Raw genomic sequence first — 15,595 nt, forward strand, 5'->3', positions numbered from 1 at the left:
TCGGTCGATCATTTCGTTCGCCGCGCGGACGATCAAATGACCGTTGCTCATGCGCCCTTCCTCCGTCATGTCGTTTCGAATGACTCGGTTTCGAGCCATGTGAACGCTTGTTCGATGAGTTCTTCAAGACGATCCCTTCTTTCCATTAGATATGTGTAACCAATCAATGCTTCGAACGCTGTCGAATAGCGATACGTATGAACATCTGTCCGCTTCGGGATTGAACCGGATTTCGCGTTCTTCCCACGGCGGACGACAGCCGCTTCATCATCACTCAAGACACCCGTCTCGAGCCAGTGAGTCACGATCCCAGCCTGCGCTGCCGCATTCACGTAGCGGATGGCGCCACGGTGTAGGTCGTTCGGCTTCGTCATCCCTTGTCCGAGCAGTCGTTTGCGTACCGCCATCTCATAGACGGCGTCGCCCATATAGGCGAGGGCGAGAGCGTTCAGTTGGGGGGCAAGTTGTTTCATAACCGCTTCCACCGCACCCCTTGGGCTGTATCCTCGAGTTGAATCTTCTGTTCTTTCAAGAGATCTCGAATCTCATCGGCACGCGCGAAATTCCGCTCCGCCCGAGCCGTGTTCCGCTCTTCAATCAATTGATCAATTTCCGCGTCAAGAAGCTCTAGCTCTTTCTTGATTGTCAAACCAAGCACACCTGTCAATTCTTCGAAGAGAGCAATCACGTGTTCGAGCGTGACTTTCGAGACGTGGTCTGCTTTTGCGTAGATGTTCGCTTCACGTGCCAAGTCAAATAGGACGGTCACTGCATTCGCCGTATTGATATCATCATCCATCGCTTCGATAAACGTTGTTTTAATCGTCGCGAGCTTGCGTTCCATCGCCTCGCTCGGCTCTTCAAGGCCGGCCGTGACCGATAAGCGGTATTCAACGTTTTGATACGACTCCTTGATGCGATCCCATCCGTTCGCCGCTTGCTCGATCAACTCACGGCTATAGTTGATTGGATGACGATAGTGGACCGATAACATAAAGAAGCGGAGCACCATCGCATCCACTTCCTTCAACGCCTCATGGACGAGCAGGAAGTTCCCGAGCGATTTTGACATCTTTTCATTCTCGATATTGATGAATCCGTTATGCAGCCAGTAGTTGGCGAACTTCGTATGATTGCACGCCTCCGACTGGGCAATCTCGTTCTCGTGGTGCGGGAACTTGAGGTCGTGTCCTCCAGCATGAATATCAATCGTTTCGCCGAGGTGTTTCTTTGCCATCGCCGAGCACTCGATATGCCAACCCGGACGACCTTGTCCCCATGGGCTCTCCCACGCCGGCTCGCCTGGCTTCGCCGCTTTCCATAAGACGAAATCGAGCGGGTCTTCTTTCTTTTCCCCAACGTCGACACGTGAACCCGCGCGCAAGTCTTCGATTGATTGCTGGCTCAATTTTCCGTACGTCTCGAACTTACGAGTACGGAAATATACGTCCCCCCCTGCCTCATACGCAAAATCTTGCGTCTCAAGTTCGCGGATGAACGTGATAATCTCGTCCATCGTGTCTGTAACGCGTGGATGGACGTCAGCCGGTAACACGTTCAAAGCACCCGTGTCTTCTAAATAGGCGTCGATAAAACGGTTCGTCAGCGTCCCGACGTCTTCACCGAGTTCGTTTGCGGTCCGGATGATTTTATCGTCCACATCCGTGAAGTTGAGAACATATTTGACCTCATAACCTCGGTACGCTAAATAACGACGAACTGTATCGAAGGCGATGGCCGGCCGGGCGTTACCGACGTGAATGTAATTGTAGACGGTCGGTCCGCATACGTACATCGACACTTTTCCCGGAACGATCGGGACGAACGGTTCTTTCTTATTCGTGAGGCTGTTGTAAAACTGAATCATGTGTTTTTTCCTCCATCCGTTTCTCTAATGACGCAAGCTTCCGCTGCAAATCAGCGACGGCATTTTCGAGTCGCTCTTGGCATTCACGGTCCGGGTCCGGCAATCGATGATCGAGGTCATGTTGTTTGACCCGCTCCCCGTTTCGGATGACGACTCGGCCTGGAATCCCGACGACGGTCGAGTCAGACGGGACGTCTTTTAAAACGACGGAACTCGCCCCGATTTTGACGCAATCGCCAATCGTGATATTTCCGAGCACTTTGGCCCCAGCTGAGATGAGCACATCGTTCCCGATGGTCGGATGTCGCTTCCCTTTCTCTTTGCCCGTCCCACCAAGCGTCACGCCTTGATAAATGGTCACGTTATTACCGATGATGGCGGTCTCGCCGATGACGATGCCGAACCCGTGATCGATGAACACCCCTTCGCCGATGACCGCCCCGGGATGAATCTCAATCCCTGTCAACCAACGGCTCGTCTGAGCAATCATTTTCGCCAACAATTTCACGTTACGCGTCCACAGTCCGTGCGCAATCCGATGTGCCCAAAGCGCATGCAAACCAGGATATGTTAAGATGACTTCTGCTTTCGAGCGGGCAGCCGGATCGAGCTCGAGCACGTTCCGAATATCCTCACTCACACTTTTCCAAAATCCCATAATTGTTCTCCTTTTCCATATCAAAAACAAAGACGCCCCTGTGCCAAGGCACAGAGACGCCGTAAGCGCGGTTCCACTCTGTTTGGGAAAGTTCCCCTCTCAAGTCTCGTTAACGCCGAGTCGCGGTCCCGACTACATATCGCCGGAACGGCTCCGAGGTGCACTTCGACGGGGGACGCTTCTAGAACTTCCAGCCTAGGTTCTAGTCTCTGTTAAGTGTCATACCGCTTACTTTCCTCATCGTTGCCTTTTAAGTTAATAATGTTGTGAGACGTGCCAAGACACGCTCTTTGCCAATCAATGAAATGGCGTTCGGAAGCTCTGGTCCGTGCGTCTGCCCAGTCGTGGCGACCCGGATCGGCATGAACAAGTTTTTCCCTTTTTGACCTGTTGCTTTTTGTGTCGCTTTCGTCGCTGCTTTGATAGCTTCAGGCGTGAACTCCTCAATCGCTTCAAGTTGAGTCTTGAATTCGGCGAGGACAGCCGGTACCGTTTCACCAGCGAGAACCGTATTGGCCTCTTCGTCGTAATCGACCTCATCTTTAAAGAATAGGTCCGTCAACGACACGATTTCAGCACCGTGCGTCATTTGTTCTTTATAGAGGGCGATGAGCGCCGTCGCCCAATCCGCCTGTTCCATCGACAAGGCGTTCGGTAAACGTCCTGCTTCTTGTAAGAATGGTAAACTGAGTGCCACCACTTCGTCAAGCGAAGCCTGTTTCATGTAGACACTGTTGATCCAAGCGAGTTTCTGTTGGTCGAAGACGGCCGGGCTCTTCGAAAGACGACCGGCGTCAAACATCTCGATGAACGCTTCTTTCGTGAAGATCTCTTCTTCTCCGACCGGTGACCAGCCGAGAAGCGAGATGAAGTTAAAGAGCGCCCCTGGGAGATACCCGAGGTCGGCATACTGCTCGATGAATTGGATGATCGACTCATCACGTTTCGAGAGCTTCTTATGGTTTTCGTTATAGATCAATGTCATATGGCCGAACGAAGGGTAGTCCCAACCGAGCGCATCATACACCATCATCTGTTTCGGTGTGTTGGCGATATGATCGTCCCCACGCAAGACGTGGCTGATTTTCATCAAGTGGTCGTCGACGACGACAGCAAAGTTATATGTCGGGATCCCATCCTGTTTGACAATGACCCAGTCGCCGAAGTCTTTCGATTCGAACGAGACATCCCCTTTGACGACATCCGTCCACTTGTACGTGACCGCTTCTGGTACGCGAATCCGAATCGATGGTTTACGTCCCTCGGCTTCGAACGCCGCACGTTCTTCTTCGCTCAAGTTACGATGGGCACCCGAATAACGAGGTGCTTCGCCACGTGCGATTTGGGCTTCGCGCTCCGCCTCAAGTTCTTCAGACGTCATATAGCACTTATACGCGAGTCCTTTATCCATCAACTCGTTCACGTATTGATTGTAAAGGTCGAGGCGTTCCATTTGGAAGTACGGGCCGAAGTCGCCGCCGCGGCCTGGGCCTTCATCCCAATCGATGCCGAGCCATTCCAAGTATTTCATTTGGCTCTCGACACCGTTCTCGACGTTCCGTTTCTGGTCCGTATCCTCGATTCGGAGAATCATCTTTCCGCCAGCATGGCGAGCATATAAATAGTTAAATAGCGCGGTCCGGGCGTTCCCGATATGAAGGTGACCCGTCGGACTCGGCGCATAGCGTACGCGCACTTCACTCATAATATTTCCACCTTTCTTCTCTTCTGCCCAAATAGTATACCACTTTTGTCAAGCGCGGTTGAGCAGGATGACCGCCTGAGCGGCAATTCCTTCTTCACGTCCTGTGAAGCCGAGCTTTTCGGTCGTCGTCGCTTTGACGTTCACTTGGCTGATATCCGCTTCAAGCAACTCGGCGATAACCGCTCGCATGTCGTCGATGTACGTTCGGAGTTTCGGTCGTTCCGCCATCACCGTCGCATCGACGTTGCCAAGCACATAACCTTCTGCTTTGACGAGTTGCCACACGTGTTGTAACAACACTTTCGAGTCTGCATCCTTAAACTCAGGGTCCGTGTCCGGGAAATGCTTGCCAATATCGCCCGCTGCAATCGCCCCGAGCGCCGCGTCGGCAATCGTATGCAACAAGACGTCCGCATCTGAGTGGCCAAGTAGGCCGCGGTCATGCGGAATCTCGATTCCTCCTAAAATAAGCGGGCGCCCTTCCGCGAACGCGTGTACATCAAATCCTTGTCCGATTCTCATCGATAATCCTCCTTCGTTAAAATCGCTTCTCCAAATAATAAATCTTCTGGGGTTGTCATTTTAATGTTGTGATAGTCCCCTGCAAGGACAATCACTTTTTTACCAGCCCACTCGAATAAACTCGCATCGTCCGTCCCGATAAATCCTGACGCTTCCGCCTGATCATGAACCGCTCGGATGTCAGCCGCAGGAAATGCTTGCGGGGTTTGCGCCAGCCAGAGCGCCTCACGCGGCACAGTCTGTGTGATGTGTCCGGTTGCGACTTGTTTGACCGTATCTTTGACCGGCACAGCAAGAATCGCACCTTCCGTTTGGGCAGCTTCCGCGATAGCGTGAAGTTGATCAATACGCACAAACGGCCGTGCCCCATCATGAATCAAGACGACGGCATCCGGGTCGACGACTTGTAAACCCGACCGAACGCTCTGTTGTCGTTCTTCCCCACCCGTTACGTATATAATCGGGGTCTCTAAATGATGCAACTGTCGCTCGAACCACCCTTGTTCCTCAGGGCGCACTGCGAGCACGATGCGCTCACACCATGCATCTTTCGAGAACGCTTCGACCGTCCATACGATAATCGGCTTCCCTTGTAACGTCAGCATCAATTTATTCTCATCGGCTCCCATCCGCTTCCCTTTCCCTGCGGCTGGGATGACCACGGTATAACGCACCATTCCATTCACCTCTGTTCGTGAAAAAAGAGAGCGCTAATGCGTCTCTTTTTCCATGCTTATTCAGGACGCGCAAAAATCATACGGCCAGCCGATGTTTGAAGAACGCTCGTCACGACAACAGGCAATGTCTTCGAAATCAACTTGCGCCCACCTTCAACGACGACCATCGTGCCGTCTTCGAGGTACGCGACGCCTTGATTTTGTTCTTTACCTTCTTTAATGACCGTCACGACCATCTCTTCCCCCGGGATGACAATCTGTTTGACTGAATTTGCCAAATCATTAATGTTCAGCACAGGGACATTTCGAACTTCGCACACTTTATTCAAGTTGTAGTCGTTCGTGACGACAATCCCTTTTTTCAATTCGGCCAACTTGATCAATTTAATGTCCACTTCGGCGACGTCTTCGAAATCGCCATCGTAAATCTCCACTTCGATGCGGTCGTTGTCTTGTAACTCCTTCAAAATATCAAGACCGCGACGACCACGGTTCCGCTTCAACGTATCCGACGAATCGGCGATATATTGAAGCTCGCCGATGACGAATTGTGGCACGATGAGCGTGCCTTCGATGAAACCGGTCTTCGAAATGTCGGCGATCCGACCGTCGATAATGACGCTCGTATCCAAAATTTTATCGTTCGAGCGGCGCAACGGTTCTGCTTCCGGCTTCTCGCGTTCACTCTTGACGAACAGTTTAATCCATTCGTTCCGCTTCCGATAGCCGACAGCGAAACCGAAGTACCCGAACAAGGCGGTCACGAAAATCGGTACGATTTTGCTGAGTAAGAAGATATTTGTTACTTCTAATGAGACACTGATCAAAAAGGCAATCAATAAACCAATAATCAATCCGATCGACCCGAACAAAATATCACCGACCGGTAAACGGACAAGCCGTTCTTCAACAAAACGGATAAATTTAACGACCCCATCGGTCAAGAATAAACTAAGAATGAAGAAGATAAGTCCACCAATCAAACTAGCCACATAAGGAATCGTCAACCAAGCCGGTACATTCACTCCGAGGTCACCTAACAGCAACATCGCTTCGATAATACCGAACCAACCGACGACGAGTCCGATTAAAATAAATCCGATTCGTACAGCAATCTTCACTCATTCCACCTCCTTTATTATGAATTAAAATTTCAAGAAATTAACACTTTCATTGTAACATGGTTTTTTTGAAAGCGTTCGTTACAAAGCGTTAAAAACTGCCGGAAGCGCCCCGTCAGAACGGGATGGCAAGTTGGAGCGCTTCATCGACAGTACTGACACCGACGACATCGATACCAGGTGGGGCCGTCCAGCCCCCGAGGTTATTTTTCGGGATAATCGCCCGCGTAAATCCGAGCTTGGCCGCTTCGGCGACACGCTGTTCAATCCGTGACACCCGTCGCACTTCCCCGGTCAATCCAACTTCGCCGATGCACACATCCGTCGGACGGGTCGGACGATCGCGGAAACTTGACGCAATCGAGATGCAAATCGCCAAATCAATCGCAGGCTCATCCAACTTGACACCGCCCGCAGCTTTTAAATAAGCATCTTGCGTTTGGAGTAAAAGCCCTGATCGTTTCTCAAGGACGGCCATGAGGAGCGCGACCCGGTTCTGGTCGATCCCTGTTGCCATCCGACGTGGATTTCCGAATGAGGTCGGGGAAATTAATGCCTGCAGCTCGACGAGCACCGTCCGCGTCCCTTCCATCGACGCGACGACAGTTGAGCCCGAGACCCCGGCAGTCCGTTCTTCTAGGAAAATTTCAGACGGATTGAGCACTTCTTCGAGACCGCCTTCCTTCATTTCAAAGATACCGATCTCGTTCGTCGATCCGAACCGATTTTTGACGGCCCGTAAAATACGGAACGTGTGGTGACGTTCGCCTTCAAAGTAAAGGACGGCATCGACCATATGCTCGAGCAGACGAGGTCCCGCAATCGAACCTTGTTTCGTCACGTGACCGACGATAAAGACGGCAATTCCACGGGTCTTGGCGATTTTCATGAGCGCTGCCGTACATTCCCGAACTTGGGCGACACTACCTGGCGCCGACTGGATCTCATCCATATAGACGGTTTGAATCGAGTCGATAATGACGAACCCTGGTTCCTCTTCATCGATGACCCGTTCAATCATCAACATATCCGTCTCCGCGAGGACATATAAGTCCTCGGTCGGGAGGCCGAGCCGCTCGGCGCGAAGTTTCGTCTGTTTGAGCGATTCTTCCCCGGAAATATAGAGCACTTTCCTTCCACTGTGCGCCAAATGGGCGCTCACTTGAAGCAAAATCGTCGACTTTCCGATTCCTGGATCGCCACCGACGAGGACGAGTGAGCCTGGAACGATTCCGCCCCCAAGCACGCGGTCAAACTCTTGACTGTTCGTATGGACGCGCGTCTCTTCTTGTGACACAACGTCCGACAGACGCTCCGGCTTCAGCTGTCTCGAGGAGCTATGAACGAATGCGGCCCCCCGCTTTGCCTTTTTCTCTTCGACAAACTCTTCAACGAGTGTGTTCCATTCGTTACATCCTGGGCAACGCCCCATCCATTTTGCGGATTCGTACCCGCATGACTGACATACGTATTTCGTTTTAATTTTTGCCATGATGTTCCTTTCCGTCTAAAAAAGCCCCCTCACATGAGAGAGGGAGCCTTGTAGTTACTGAACGACACCTTCATTACGGACGACGAATTCGCCGTCTTGTACATCGAGCGCCACTTTGCTGCCTTTTGTGATGCTGCCGCTGAGCATCGCCTCTGAGAGTCGGTCCTCAACCTCACGCTGGAGCGCACGGCGGAGTGGACGAGCCCCGTATTCCGGGTCGTACCCGACTTCAGCGATTTTCTCGAGCGCTGATTCGGTGAGACTGAAATCAATGCCTTGTTCTCCGAGACGTTTCGTAAGTGTCTCGGCCATAAGTTTGACAATTTCTTGGATGTGCTCTTTTTGGAGCGAGTGAAAGACGGTGATCTCGTCAATCCGGTTCAAGAACTCGGGACGGAACGCTTTTTTCAACTCTTCCATGACTTTGTCTTTCATTTCGGTATATTCACGTTTCACATCATCTTCAACCGTGAATCCGACATATTTGTTGCGTTTGAGGGCTGCCGCACCGACGTTTGACGTCATGATGATGACCGTGTTCCGGAAGTCGACCGTACGCCCTTTCGAGTCAGTCAAGCGACCGTCATCGAGCACTTGAAGCAAGATGTTGAACACTTCAGGATGGGCCTTCTCAATCTCATCAAGCAAGATGACCGAATATGGTTTGCGACGAACCTTCTCAGTCAATTGACCGCCTTCTTCATAGCCGACGTAACCTGGAGGCGACCCGACGAGACGGCTCGTCGCGTGTTTCTCCATATACTCAGACATGTCGATTCGGATGATGGCGTCTTCGTCACCGAACAACGCTTCAGCCACAGCACGAGCCAACTCGGTTTTCCCGACACCAGTTGGTCCGAGGAATACGAACGAACCAATCGGACGTTTCGGATCTTTCAATCCGGCACGAGCCCGGCGAATCGCCCGCGAAATCGATTTGACGGCCTCATCTTGACCGATGACCCGGCCGTGGAGAATCGATTCGAGTTTGAGGAGACGATCTGTCTCTTCTTCGGCGATCTTCGTCACCGGGACACCTGTCCAGTTGGCGACGACTTGCGCAATATCTTCTTTCGTTACTTCGAGTTTTTCGTTCCCTTGCTTATTCTGCCATTCCGACTTGAGCTGTTCGAGCTCATCCCGGAGTTTCTGTTCGGTATCACGTAACGAGGCAGCCTTCTCGAACTCTTGACTCTGTACAGCCGAATCTTTCTCTTTGCGAATCGACTCAAGACGAGCCTCGAGTTCTTTCAAATTCGGCGGTGCCGTGAACGAACGAAGTCTTACTTTCGAAGCAGCCTCATCGACGAGGTCGATCGCTTTATCCGGAAGGAAACGGTCCGAGATGTAGCGGTCCGAGAGAACGACGGCTTCATGAATCGCTTCATCTGTGATTGTGACGCGATGGTGCGCCTCGTAACGGTCACGTAACCCGAAGAGGATTTGTTCTGCCTCATCCGTTGTCGGTTCATTGACTTGGATCGGTTGGAACCGGCGTTCGAGTGCCGCATCTTTCTCGATATACTTCCGGTACTCATCAAGTGTCGTCGCTCCGATACATTGGAGTTCACCACGTGCGAGTGACGGTTTCAAAATGTTCGACGCGTCGATTGCGCCTTCAGCGCCGCCAGCTCCAATCAATGTGTGCAATTCGTCGATGAAAAGAATGACGTTCCCAGCTTGGCGAATCTCATCCATTACCTTTTTCAATCGGTCCTCAAATTCACCGCGGTATTTCGTTCCGGCGACGAGTGTTCCCATATCAAGTACCATGACACGTTTATTACGAAGAGTTTCTGGAACTTCGTTATTAATGATCTGTTGAGCGAGACCTTCGACGACTGCCGTTTTCCCGACCCCTGGTTCCCCAATGAGGACCGGGTTATTTTTTGTCCGGCGAGACAACACTTCGATGACGCGTTGAATCTCGCCAGCGCGGCCGATGACTGGGTCAAGACGCGACTCACGCGCCTGTTGGGTCAAGTCACGGGCCAAGCCGTCTAGCGTTGGTGTCGCGGCACTCGTTCCAGGTTGTGACGCATTAGAAGATGACTCCGTGTTTCCTAAGAGTTGAAGTACTTGCTGACGTGCCTTCGTCAAACTGACTCCAAGGTTGTTCAAAACACGAGCCGCCACACCTTCGCCTTCACGAATCACGCCGAGTAAAATGTGCTCGGTGCCGACGTAAGAATGTCCAAGTTTTCGAGCCTCGTCCATCGAGAGTTCGATTACTTTTTTTGCACGCGGTGTATAGTGAATCGTTGAGCCGTTTTCTGATCCACGGCCAATGAGTGCCTCTACTTCTTGTTGAATCTTTTCAGACGTGAGTCCGAGGGCGAACAGTGCTTTAGCAGCAATCCCTTCCCCTTCACGGACGAGTCCGAGTAAAATATGTTCCGTACCAATATTATGATGGCCAAGTCGTACCGCTTCCTCTTGTGCTAAAGCTAATACGCGCTGAGCTCGTTCTGTAAATCGACCAAACATCATTGACAAAACCTCCTTAAAGTTGGATCAAACTAAGCCATGATCTAACGTTCGACGAACGAGAGTCGCTCGTTCGCGATCTCGTTCTTTCGTAGATAATGTTTTCCCGAAATGTTTTTGTAGGAAACCTGATTGAAGCTTTACAATTAATTCGTGAAACTGAGGTGGACTCCAGTCGGACAAAATACCAAGGTCACTCGCCAAATGCAAATCCGACAGACGTTCAATCGCTTCTGTCGATGATAACAGTTTCGCATAACGTAAAATTCCGTATGAGCGATAAAACTGGTCCTCTAACTCGTCTTGGTTGCTAGCCAGTAGCTCTTCCCGTGCTTGTCGTTCCGCCTGAATGACTTGCTCCGTAACTTCCATAAAATCTGTCAACAACTGTGATTCATGACTGCCGAGTGTGCGTTGATTCGATAATTGAAACAATCGTCCCGCCGCGTCGCTACCTTCTCCATACCGTCCCCGAATCGTATATCCGAGCTTGCGAAGCTCTTTCAATATAGGAGTAATTCGCCCTGTCAACGTTAGCCCTGGGAGATGGAGCATCACTGACGCTCGAAGCCCTGTACCGATATTACTTGGACAAGTCGTTAAATATCCGAGCTGTTCGTCATATGCGTATGGGAGAGATTCGCCACAGAGAACATCGACTCGTTTCGCGAGTTCAAACGCTTCTTCCACTTGATAACCCGGGAGTAACGTTTGAATTCGTAAGTGATCTTCTTCATTAATAAGCACACTGATCGTTTCATCTTCACTTAACAAGACGGCACTTTCTTCTTTTCCAGCAATCGTTGGGCTAATCAAATGTTTTTCAACGAGTGCTTGTCGTGTCACTACATCGTAAGTGCCCATGTGCAAATATTCGAAGCCTTGCAATCCGCCAAGTGACGTTTCAACACGTTGACAAAGCTGATGTTGACTTTCTTTAGATAAAACCGGAGAAAAGACTGTATCTTTTAAATTACGCGCTAGACGGATACGAGTGGAGATGACTAAGTCATCAAGTTTCGCTCGCTCTTTCATCTTCGGACCGAGTGGATGCTTGAGAAATGGTTCCATCATGCCTCACCTTGTCCTTTCAGCTGAATTATTTCTTTTTTAATTCGCGCTGCACGTTCATAATCTTCTTGTTCGACGGCTCGTTGTAACTCCCCTGCTAACTTTTGGAGTCGCTCTTCGATTCGCTCGTCGGGTGTGCGCAAGGCATCAGGCATCGAACCGACGTGAACATCATGGCCTTGCTGGTACTGCCGAGTGATTTTAATCAGTTCATCACGAAACACCGTATAACAAGTAGCGCATCCAGCTTTTCGTAAATGAGCCAGCTCGTTTTGTGTCAGTTGACACGTGGGACAGCGTTTCACGACCGGCACATAACCTGACATGATTTCTACTGTACAATTACGACATAGTTTACGCGTTACAGGAATTCCATTCTCCACTACTTGAATTTCATTGACGGCAGGTCGCCGTTTGCATCGTTCACATAGCATAGATGTATGCCTCCGTCAGTCAATGGTAACTAAGTAATTTCATTAATACGAGTAACTGTTGTCTTCGAATCAAGTGTCGATCTTCAGCGTTCAAGCCGAGCGCTTCATCAGACAATAAATGATACAACAAGCGCACTTCCCGCTCACTCAACATCCCTTCTTCAAATAAGCGAATCAAGATGTTCTCGACAAGCTGTTCGGAAAGACGAGGATGGTCTTGTAAAATATCCATCAAGCTGACCAACACGTCTTGCTTTTCATGTAAAATTACGCGGCGAATGCGAATATATCCCCCGCCCCCACGCTTACTTTCCACCAAATAGCCCTTCTCGACCGTAAAGCGCGTATTAATGACGTAGTTGATTTGAGACGGAACACATTCGAAACGCTTGGCAATATCTTGCCGTTTAATCTCGATTGCTTCGGCCTGGCTCTCCTTCAGCACTTGTTTTAAATACTGTTCGATTACATCCGATATGTTTCTCATCTCCACCACCCTCTGACCATCTTTGACTTTTGACTATATTCTATCATTGATTCAAAAAAAGGCAAACGAAAAGCGATGTCGCAACTGCGACATCGCTAGATATACAAAAAAAGAACGACCAAGCGGATGCTTGATCGTCCTTCGCGTTGGCCTGGCAACGTCCTATCCTCACAGGGGGAGACCCCCAACTACTTTCGGCGCTGAAGCGCTTAACTTCCGTGTTCGGCATGGGAACGGGTGTGGCCGCTTCGCTATCGCCACCAGACAAGAGAGATCGTTCTCTCAAAACTGAAGACTCATCAATTCATACAAACCTTAGACTAGATCAAAGCCTCGACCGATTAGTATCATTCAGCTCCACACGTCGCCGTGCTTCCACCCATGACCTATCTACCTCATCGTCTCTGAGGGGTCTTTCTTGATTGCTCAAAGGGAAATCTCATCTCGGAGGGGGCTTCATGCTTAGATGCTTTCAGCACTTATCCCGTCCGCACGTAGCTACCCAGCGATGCTCCTGGCGGAACAACTGGTACACCAGCGGTGCGTCCATCCCGGTCCTCTCGTACTAAGGACAGCTCTCCTCAAATTTCCTGCGCCCACGACGGATAGGGACCGAACTGTCTCACGACGTTCTGAACCCAGCTCGCGTACCGCTTTAATGGGCGAACAGCCCAACCCTTGGGACCTACTCCAGCCCCAGGATGCGATGAGCCGACATCGAGGTGCCAAACCTCCCCGTCGATGTGGACTCTTGGGGGAGATCAGCCTGTTATCCCCAGGGTAGCTTTTATCCGTTGAGCGATGGCCCTTCCATGCGGAACCACCGGATCACTAAGCCCGACTTTCGTCCCTGCTCGACTTGTAGGTCTCGCAGTCAAGCTCCCTTCTGCCTTTGCACTCTTCGAATGATTTCCAACCATTCTGAGGGAACCTTTGGGCGCCTCCGTTACTGTTTAGGAGGCGACCGCCCCAGTCAAACTACCCACCTGACACGGTCCTCCAGCCGGATCACGGCTGCGAGTTAGAGACTCTATACGCAAAGGGTGGTATCCCAAGGGTGTCTCCACCGAAGCTGGCGCTCCGGCTTCACAAACTCCCACCTATCCTGTACATCGCGTACAAAGCCTCAATATCAGGCTGTAGTAAAGCTCCATGGGGTCTTTCCGTCCTGTCGCGGGTAACCTGCATCTTCACAGGTACTATGATTTCACCGGGTCTCTCGTTGAGACAGTGCCCAAATCGTTACGCCTTTCGTGCGGGTCGGAACTTACCCGACAAGGAATTTCGCTACCTTAGGACCGTTATAGTTACGGCCGCCGTTTACTGGGGCTTCGGTTCAGTGCTTCTCTTGCGATGACACATCCCCTTAACCTTCCAGCACCGGGCAGGCGTCAGCCCCTATACTTCATCTTGCGATTTAGCAGAGACCTGTGTTTTTGCTAAACAGTCGTTTGGGCCTATTCACTGCGGCTTATGTTGCCATAAGCGTCCCTTCTCCCGAAGTTACGGGACCATTTTGCCGAGTTCCTTAACGAGAGTTATCCCGCGCGTCTTAGAATTCTCATCTCGCCTACCTGTGTCGGTTTACGGTACTGGCGCCGACCTCCTTACTAGAGGCTTTTCTTGGCAGCGTGAAATCCGGTACTTCGCCCTACGGGCTCCACATCACAGCTCAGCCTTGTGTGTCGGGCGGATTTGCCAACCCGACGGCCTCGCTGCTTGTCCGTGCACTTCCAGTCGCACGGTTACCTTATCCTTCTGCGTCCCCCCATCGTTCAAACGGTGGTACGGCGGTACAGGAATATCAACCTGTTGTCCATCGCCTACGCCTTTCGGCCTCGGCTTAGGTCCAGACTAACCCTGAGCGGACGAGCCTTCCTCAGGAAACCTTGGGCTTTCGACGGAGGGGATTCTCACCCCTCTTTTCGCTACTCACACCGGCATTCTCACTTCCAAGCGCTCCACGGCTCCTCACGATACCGCTTCACTGCTGCTTGGAACGCTCCCCTACCATCCCTTACGGGATCCATAGCTTCGGTGGTATGTTTAGCCCCGTTACATTTTCGGCGCGGCGTCACTCGACTAGTGAGCTATTACGCACTCTTTGAATGATGGCTGCTTCTAAGCCAACATCCTAGTTGTCTGTGCAACGCCACATCCTTTTCCACTTAACATACACTTGGGGACCTTAGCTGATGGTCTGGGCTGTTTCCCTTTCGACTACGGATCTTATCACTCGCAGTCTGACTCCCGAGTACAAGTTGCCGGCATTCGGAGTTTGACTGAATTCGGTAACCCTGTGGGGGCCCCTAGTCCAATCAGTGCTCTACCTCCGGAACTCTTCACCTCGAGGCTAGCCCTAAAGCTATTTCGGGGAGAACCAGCTATCTCCAGGTTCGATTGGCATTTCACCGCTACCCACACCTCATCCCCGCACTTTTCAACGTGCGTGGGTTCGGACCTCCAGTCAGTGTTACCTGACCTTCATCCTGGACATGGGTAGATCACCTGGTTTCGGGTCTACGACGACGGACTGATGCGCCCTATTCAGACTCGCTTTCGCTGCGGCTCCGCCTCATCGGCTTAACCTCGCCCGCCATCGTAACTCGCCGGTTCATTCTACAAAAGGCACGCCATCACCCGTTAACGGGCTCTGACTACTTGTAGGCATACGGTTTCAGGATCTGTTTCACTCCCCTTCCGGGGTGCTTTTCACCTTTCCCTCACGGTACTGGTTCACTATCGGTCACTAGGAAGTATTTAGCCTTGGGAGATGGTCCTCCCGGATTCCGACGGGGTTTCACGTGTCCCGCCGTACTCAGGATCCACTCTGGAGGGGATAAGATTTCAGCTACAGGGCCGTCACCTTCTCTGGCCGACCTTTCCAGGTCGTTCACCTATCCTATCCCTTTGTAACTCCGTATAGAGTGTCCTACAACCCCAGGAAGCATGCTTCCTGGTTTGGGCTGTTCCCGTTTCGCTCGCCGCTACTCAGGGAATCGAATTTTCTTTCTCTTCCTCCGGGTACTTAGATGTTTCAGTTCCCCGGGTTTGCCTCACGCCGTGCTATGTAT

Annotated in this window: 12 protein-coding genes, 2 rRNA genes and 1 other annotated feature (1 of these 15 only partly in view); all 14 genes read right to left on the minus strand. The window is 51.3% G+C overall.

Translation table 11 applies throughout. The annotated features are described in order from the left end of the window. Positions 1 to 65 precede the first annotated feature (65 nt). A complete protein-coding gene (locus AC13H5_RS14840; RefSeq protein ID WP_138858558.1) occupies positions 66 to 473 on the minus strand; it encodes a Mini-ribonuclease 3 in 408 nt (135 codons plus the stop codon). Further along, positions 470 to 1,867 carry a cysteine--tRNA ligase gene (gene cysS / locus AC13H5_RS14845; RefSeq protein WP_214797791.1) on the minus strand — a complete coding sequence of 466 codons (1,398 nt, stop codon included), beginning with the start codon at positions 1,865 to 1,867 and terminating at the stop codon, positions 470 to 472. Before cysS ends, AC13H5_RS14840 begins: the two co-directional genes overlap by 4 nt. Further along, positions 1,836 to 2,525, minus strand: a complete 690-nt coding sequence (cysE, locus tag AC13H5_RS14850; RefSeq protein WP_034781737.1) for a serine O-acetyltransferase — start codon at positions 2,523 to 2,525, stop codon at positions 1,836 to 1,838. The genes cysS and cysE overlap by 32 nt, the downstream gene beginning before the upstream one ends. Positions 2,526 to 2,574: 49 nt before the next feature. Further along, positions 2,575 to 2,778, minus strand: a binding site (T-box leader). Beyond that, a complete protein-coding gene (gene gltX, locus AC13H5_RS14855) occupies positions 2,776 to 4,233 on the minus strand; it encodes a glutamate--tRNA ligase (protein ID WP_483546564.1) in 1,458 nt (485 codons plus the stop codon). (Overlaps the previous feature by 3 nt.) Before the next feature lie 45 nt (positions 4,234 to 4,278). Next, positions 4,279 to 4,752, minus strand: coding sequence for a 2-C-methyl-D-erythritol 2,4-cyclodiphosphate synthase (gene ispF, locus AC13H5_RS14860; RefSeq protein WP_021066582.1), 474 nt, complete (start codon positions 4,750 to 4,752; stop codon positions 4,279 to 4,281). After that, on the minus strand, positions 4,749 to 5,426 hold the full coding sequence (gene ispD / locus AC13H5_RS14865; RefSeq protein WP_483546565.1) for a 2-C-methyl-D-erythritol 4-phosphate cytidylyltransferase: 678 nt from the start codon (positions 5,424 to 5,426) through the stop codon (positions 4,749 to 4,751). The genes ispF and ispD overlap by 4 nt, the downstream gene beginning before the upstream one ends. A gap of 59 nt (positions 5,427 to 5,485) precedes the next feature. Beyond that, positions 5,486 to 6,550 (minus strand): PIN/TRAM domain-containing protein, encoded by a 1,065-nt coding sequence (locus tag AC13H5_RS14870; RefSeq protein WP_034781740.1) that lies wholly within the window; start codon positions 6,548 to 6,550, stop codon positions 5,486 to 5,488. A 115-nt stretch (positions 6,551 to 6,665) separates the two neighbouring features. Further along, positions 6,666 to 8,042: a DNA repair protein RadA gene (radA, locus tag AC13H5_RS14875; RefSeq protein WP_034781742.1), complete on the minus strand. Its 1,377-nt coding sequence runs from the start codon at positions 8,040 to 8,042 to the stop codon at positions 6,666 to 6,668. A 54-nt stretch (positions 8,043 to 8,096) separates the two neighbouring features. After that, the gene (gene clpC, locus AC13H5_RS14880; RefSeq protein ID WP_034781743.1) at positions 8,097 to 10,532 is read right to left on the minus strand and encodes an ATP-dependent protease ATP-binding subunit ClpC; all 2,436 of its coding nucleotides are present in this window, start codon (positions 10,530 to 10,532) and stop codon (positions 8,097 to 8,099) included. A 24-nt stretch (positions 10,533 to 10,556) separates the two neighbouring features. Next, positions 10,557 to 11,600, minus strand: coding sequence for a protein arginine kinase (locus AC13H5_RS14885; RefSeq protein ID WP_200881519.1), 1,044 nt, complete (start codon positions 11,598 to 11,600; stop codon positions 10,557 to 10,559). Beyond that, positions 11,600 to 12,034, minus strand: a complete 435-nt coding sequence (locus AC13H5_RS14890) for a UvrB/UvrC motif-containing protein (RefSeq protein ID WP_034781746.1) — start codon at positions 12,032 to 12,034, stop codon at positions 11,600 to 11,602. The genes AC13H5_RS14885 and AC13H5_RS14890 overlap by 1 nt, the downstream gene beginning before the upstream one ends. Positions 12,035 to 12,053: 19 nt before the next feature. Then, positions 12,054 to 12,521, minus strand: a complete 468-nt coding sequence (locus tag AC13H5_RS14895) for a CtsR family transcriptional regulator (protein WP_483546101.1) — start codon at positions 12,519 to 12,521, stop codon at positions 12,054 to 12,056. A gap of 149 nt (positions 12,522 to 12,670) precedes the next feature. Next, positions 12,671 to 12,786 (minus strand): 5S ribosomal RNA (gene rrf, locus AC13H5_RS14900). Between the two features lie 56 nt (positions 12,787 to 12,842). After that, a 23S ribosomal RNA gene (locus tag AC13H5_RS14905) occupies positions 12,843 to 15,595 on the minus strand; it runs 161 nt beyond the window's last position.

The organism is Exiguobacterium sp. FD-YE-25-4 (assembly GCF_057004685.1).

Bases quoted from the DNA above. Each gene is read 5' to 3' on its own strand.
- AC13H5_RS14840 (WP_138858558.1), bottom strand. From the start codon at position 473: ATGAAACAACTTGCCCCCCAACTGAACGCTCTCGCCCTCGCCTATATG.
- cysS (WP_214797791.1), bottom strand. From the start codon at position 1,867: ATGATTCAGTTTTACAACAGCCTCACGAATAAGAAAGAACCGTTCGTC.
- cysE (WP_034781737.1), bottom strand. From the start codon at position 2,525: ATGGGATTTTGGAAAAGTGTGAGTGAGGATATTCGGAACGTGCTCGAG.
- ispF (WP_021066582.1), bottom strand. From the start codon at position 4,752: ATGAGAATCGGACAAGGATTTGATGTACACGCGTTCGCGGAAGGGCGC.
- radA (WP_034781742.1), bottom strand. From the start codon at position 8,042: ATGGCAAAAATTAAAACGAAATACGTATGTCAGTCATGCGGGTACGAA.
- clpC (WP_034781743.1), bottom strand. From the start codon at position 10,532: ATGATGTTTGGTCGATTTACAGAACGAGCTCAGCGCGTATTAGCTTTA.
- AC13H5_RS14885 (WP_200881519.1), bottom strand. From the start codon at position 11,600: ATGGAACCATTTCTCAAGCATCCACTCGGTCCGAAGATGAAAGAGCGA.
- AC13H5_RS14890 (WP_034781746.1), bottom strand. From the start codon at position 12,034: ATGCTATGTGAACGATGCAAACGGCGACCTGCCGTCAATGAAATTCAA.
- AC13H5_RS14895 (WP_483546101.1), bottom strand. From the start codon at position 12,521: ATGAGAAACATATCGGATGTAATCGAACAGTATTTAAAACAAGTGCTG.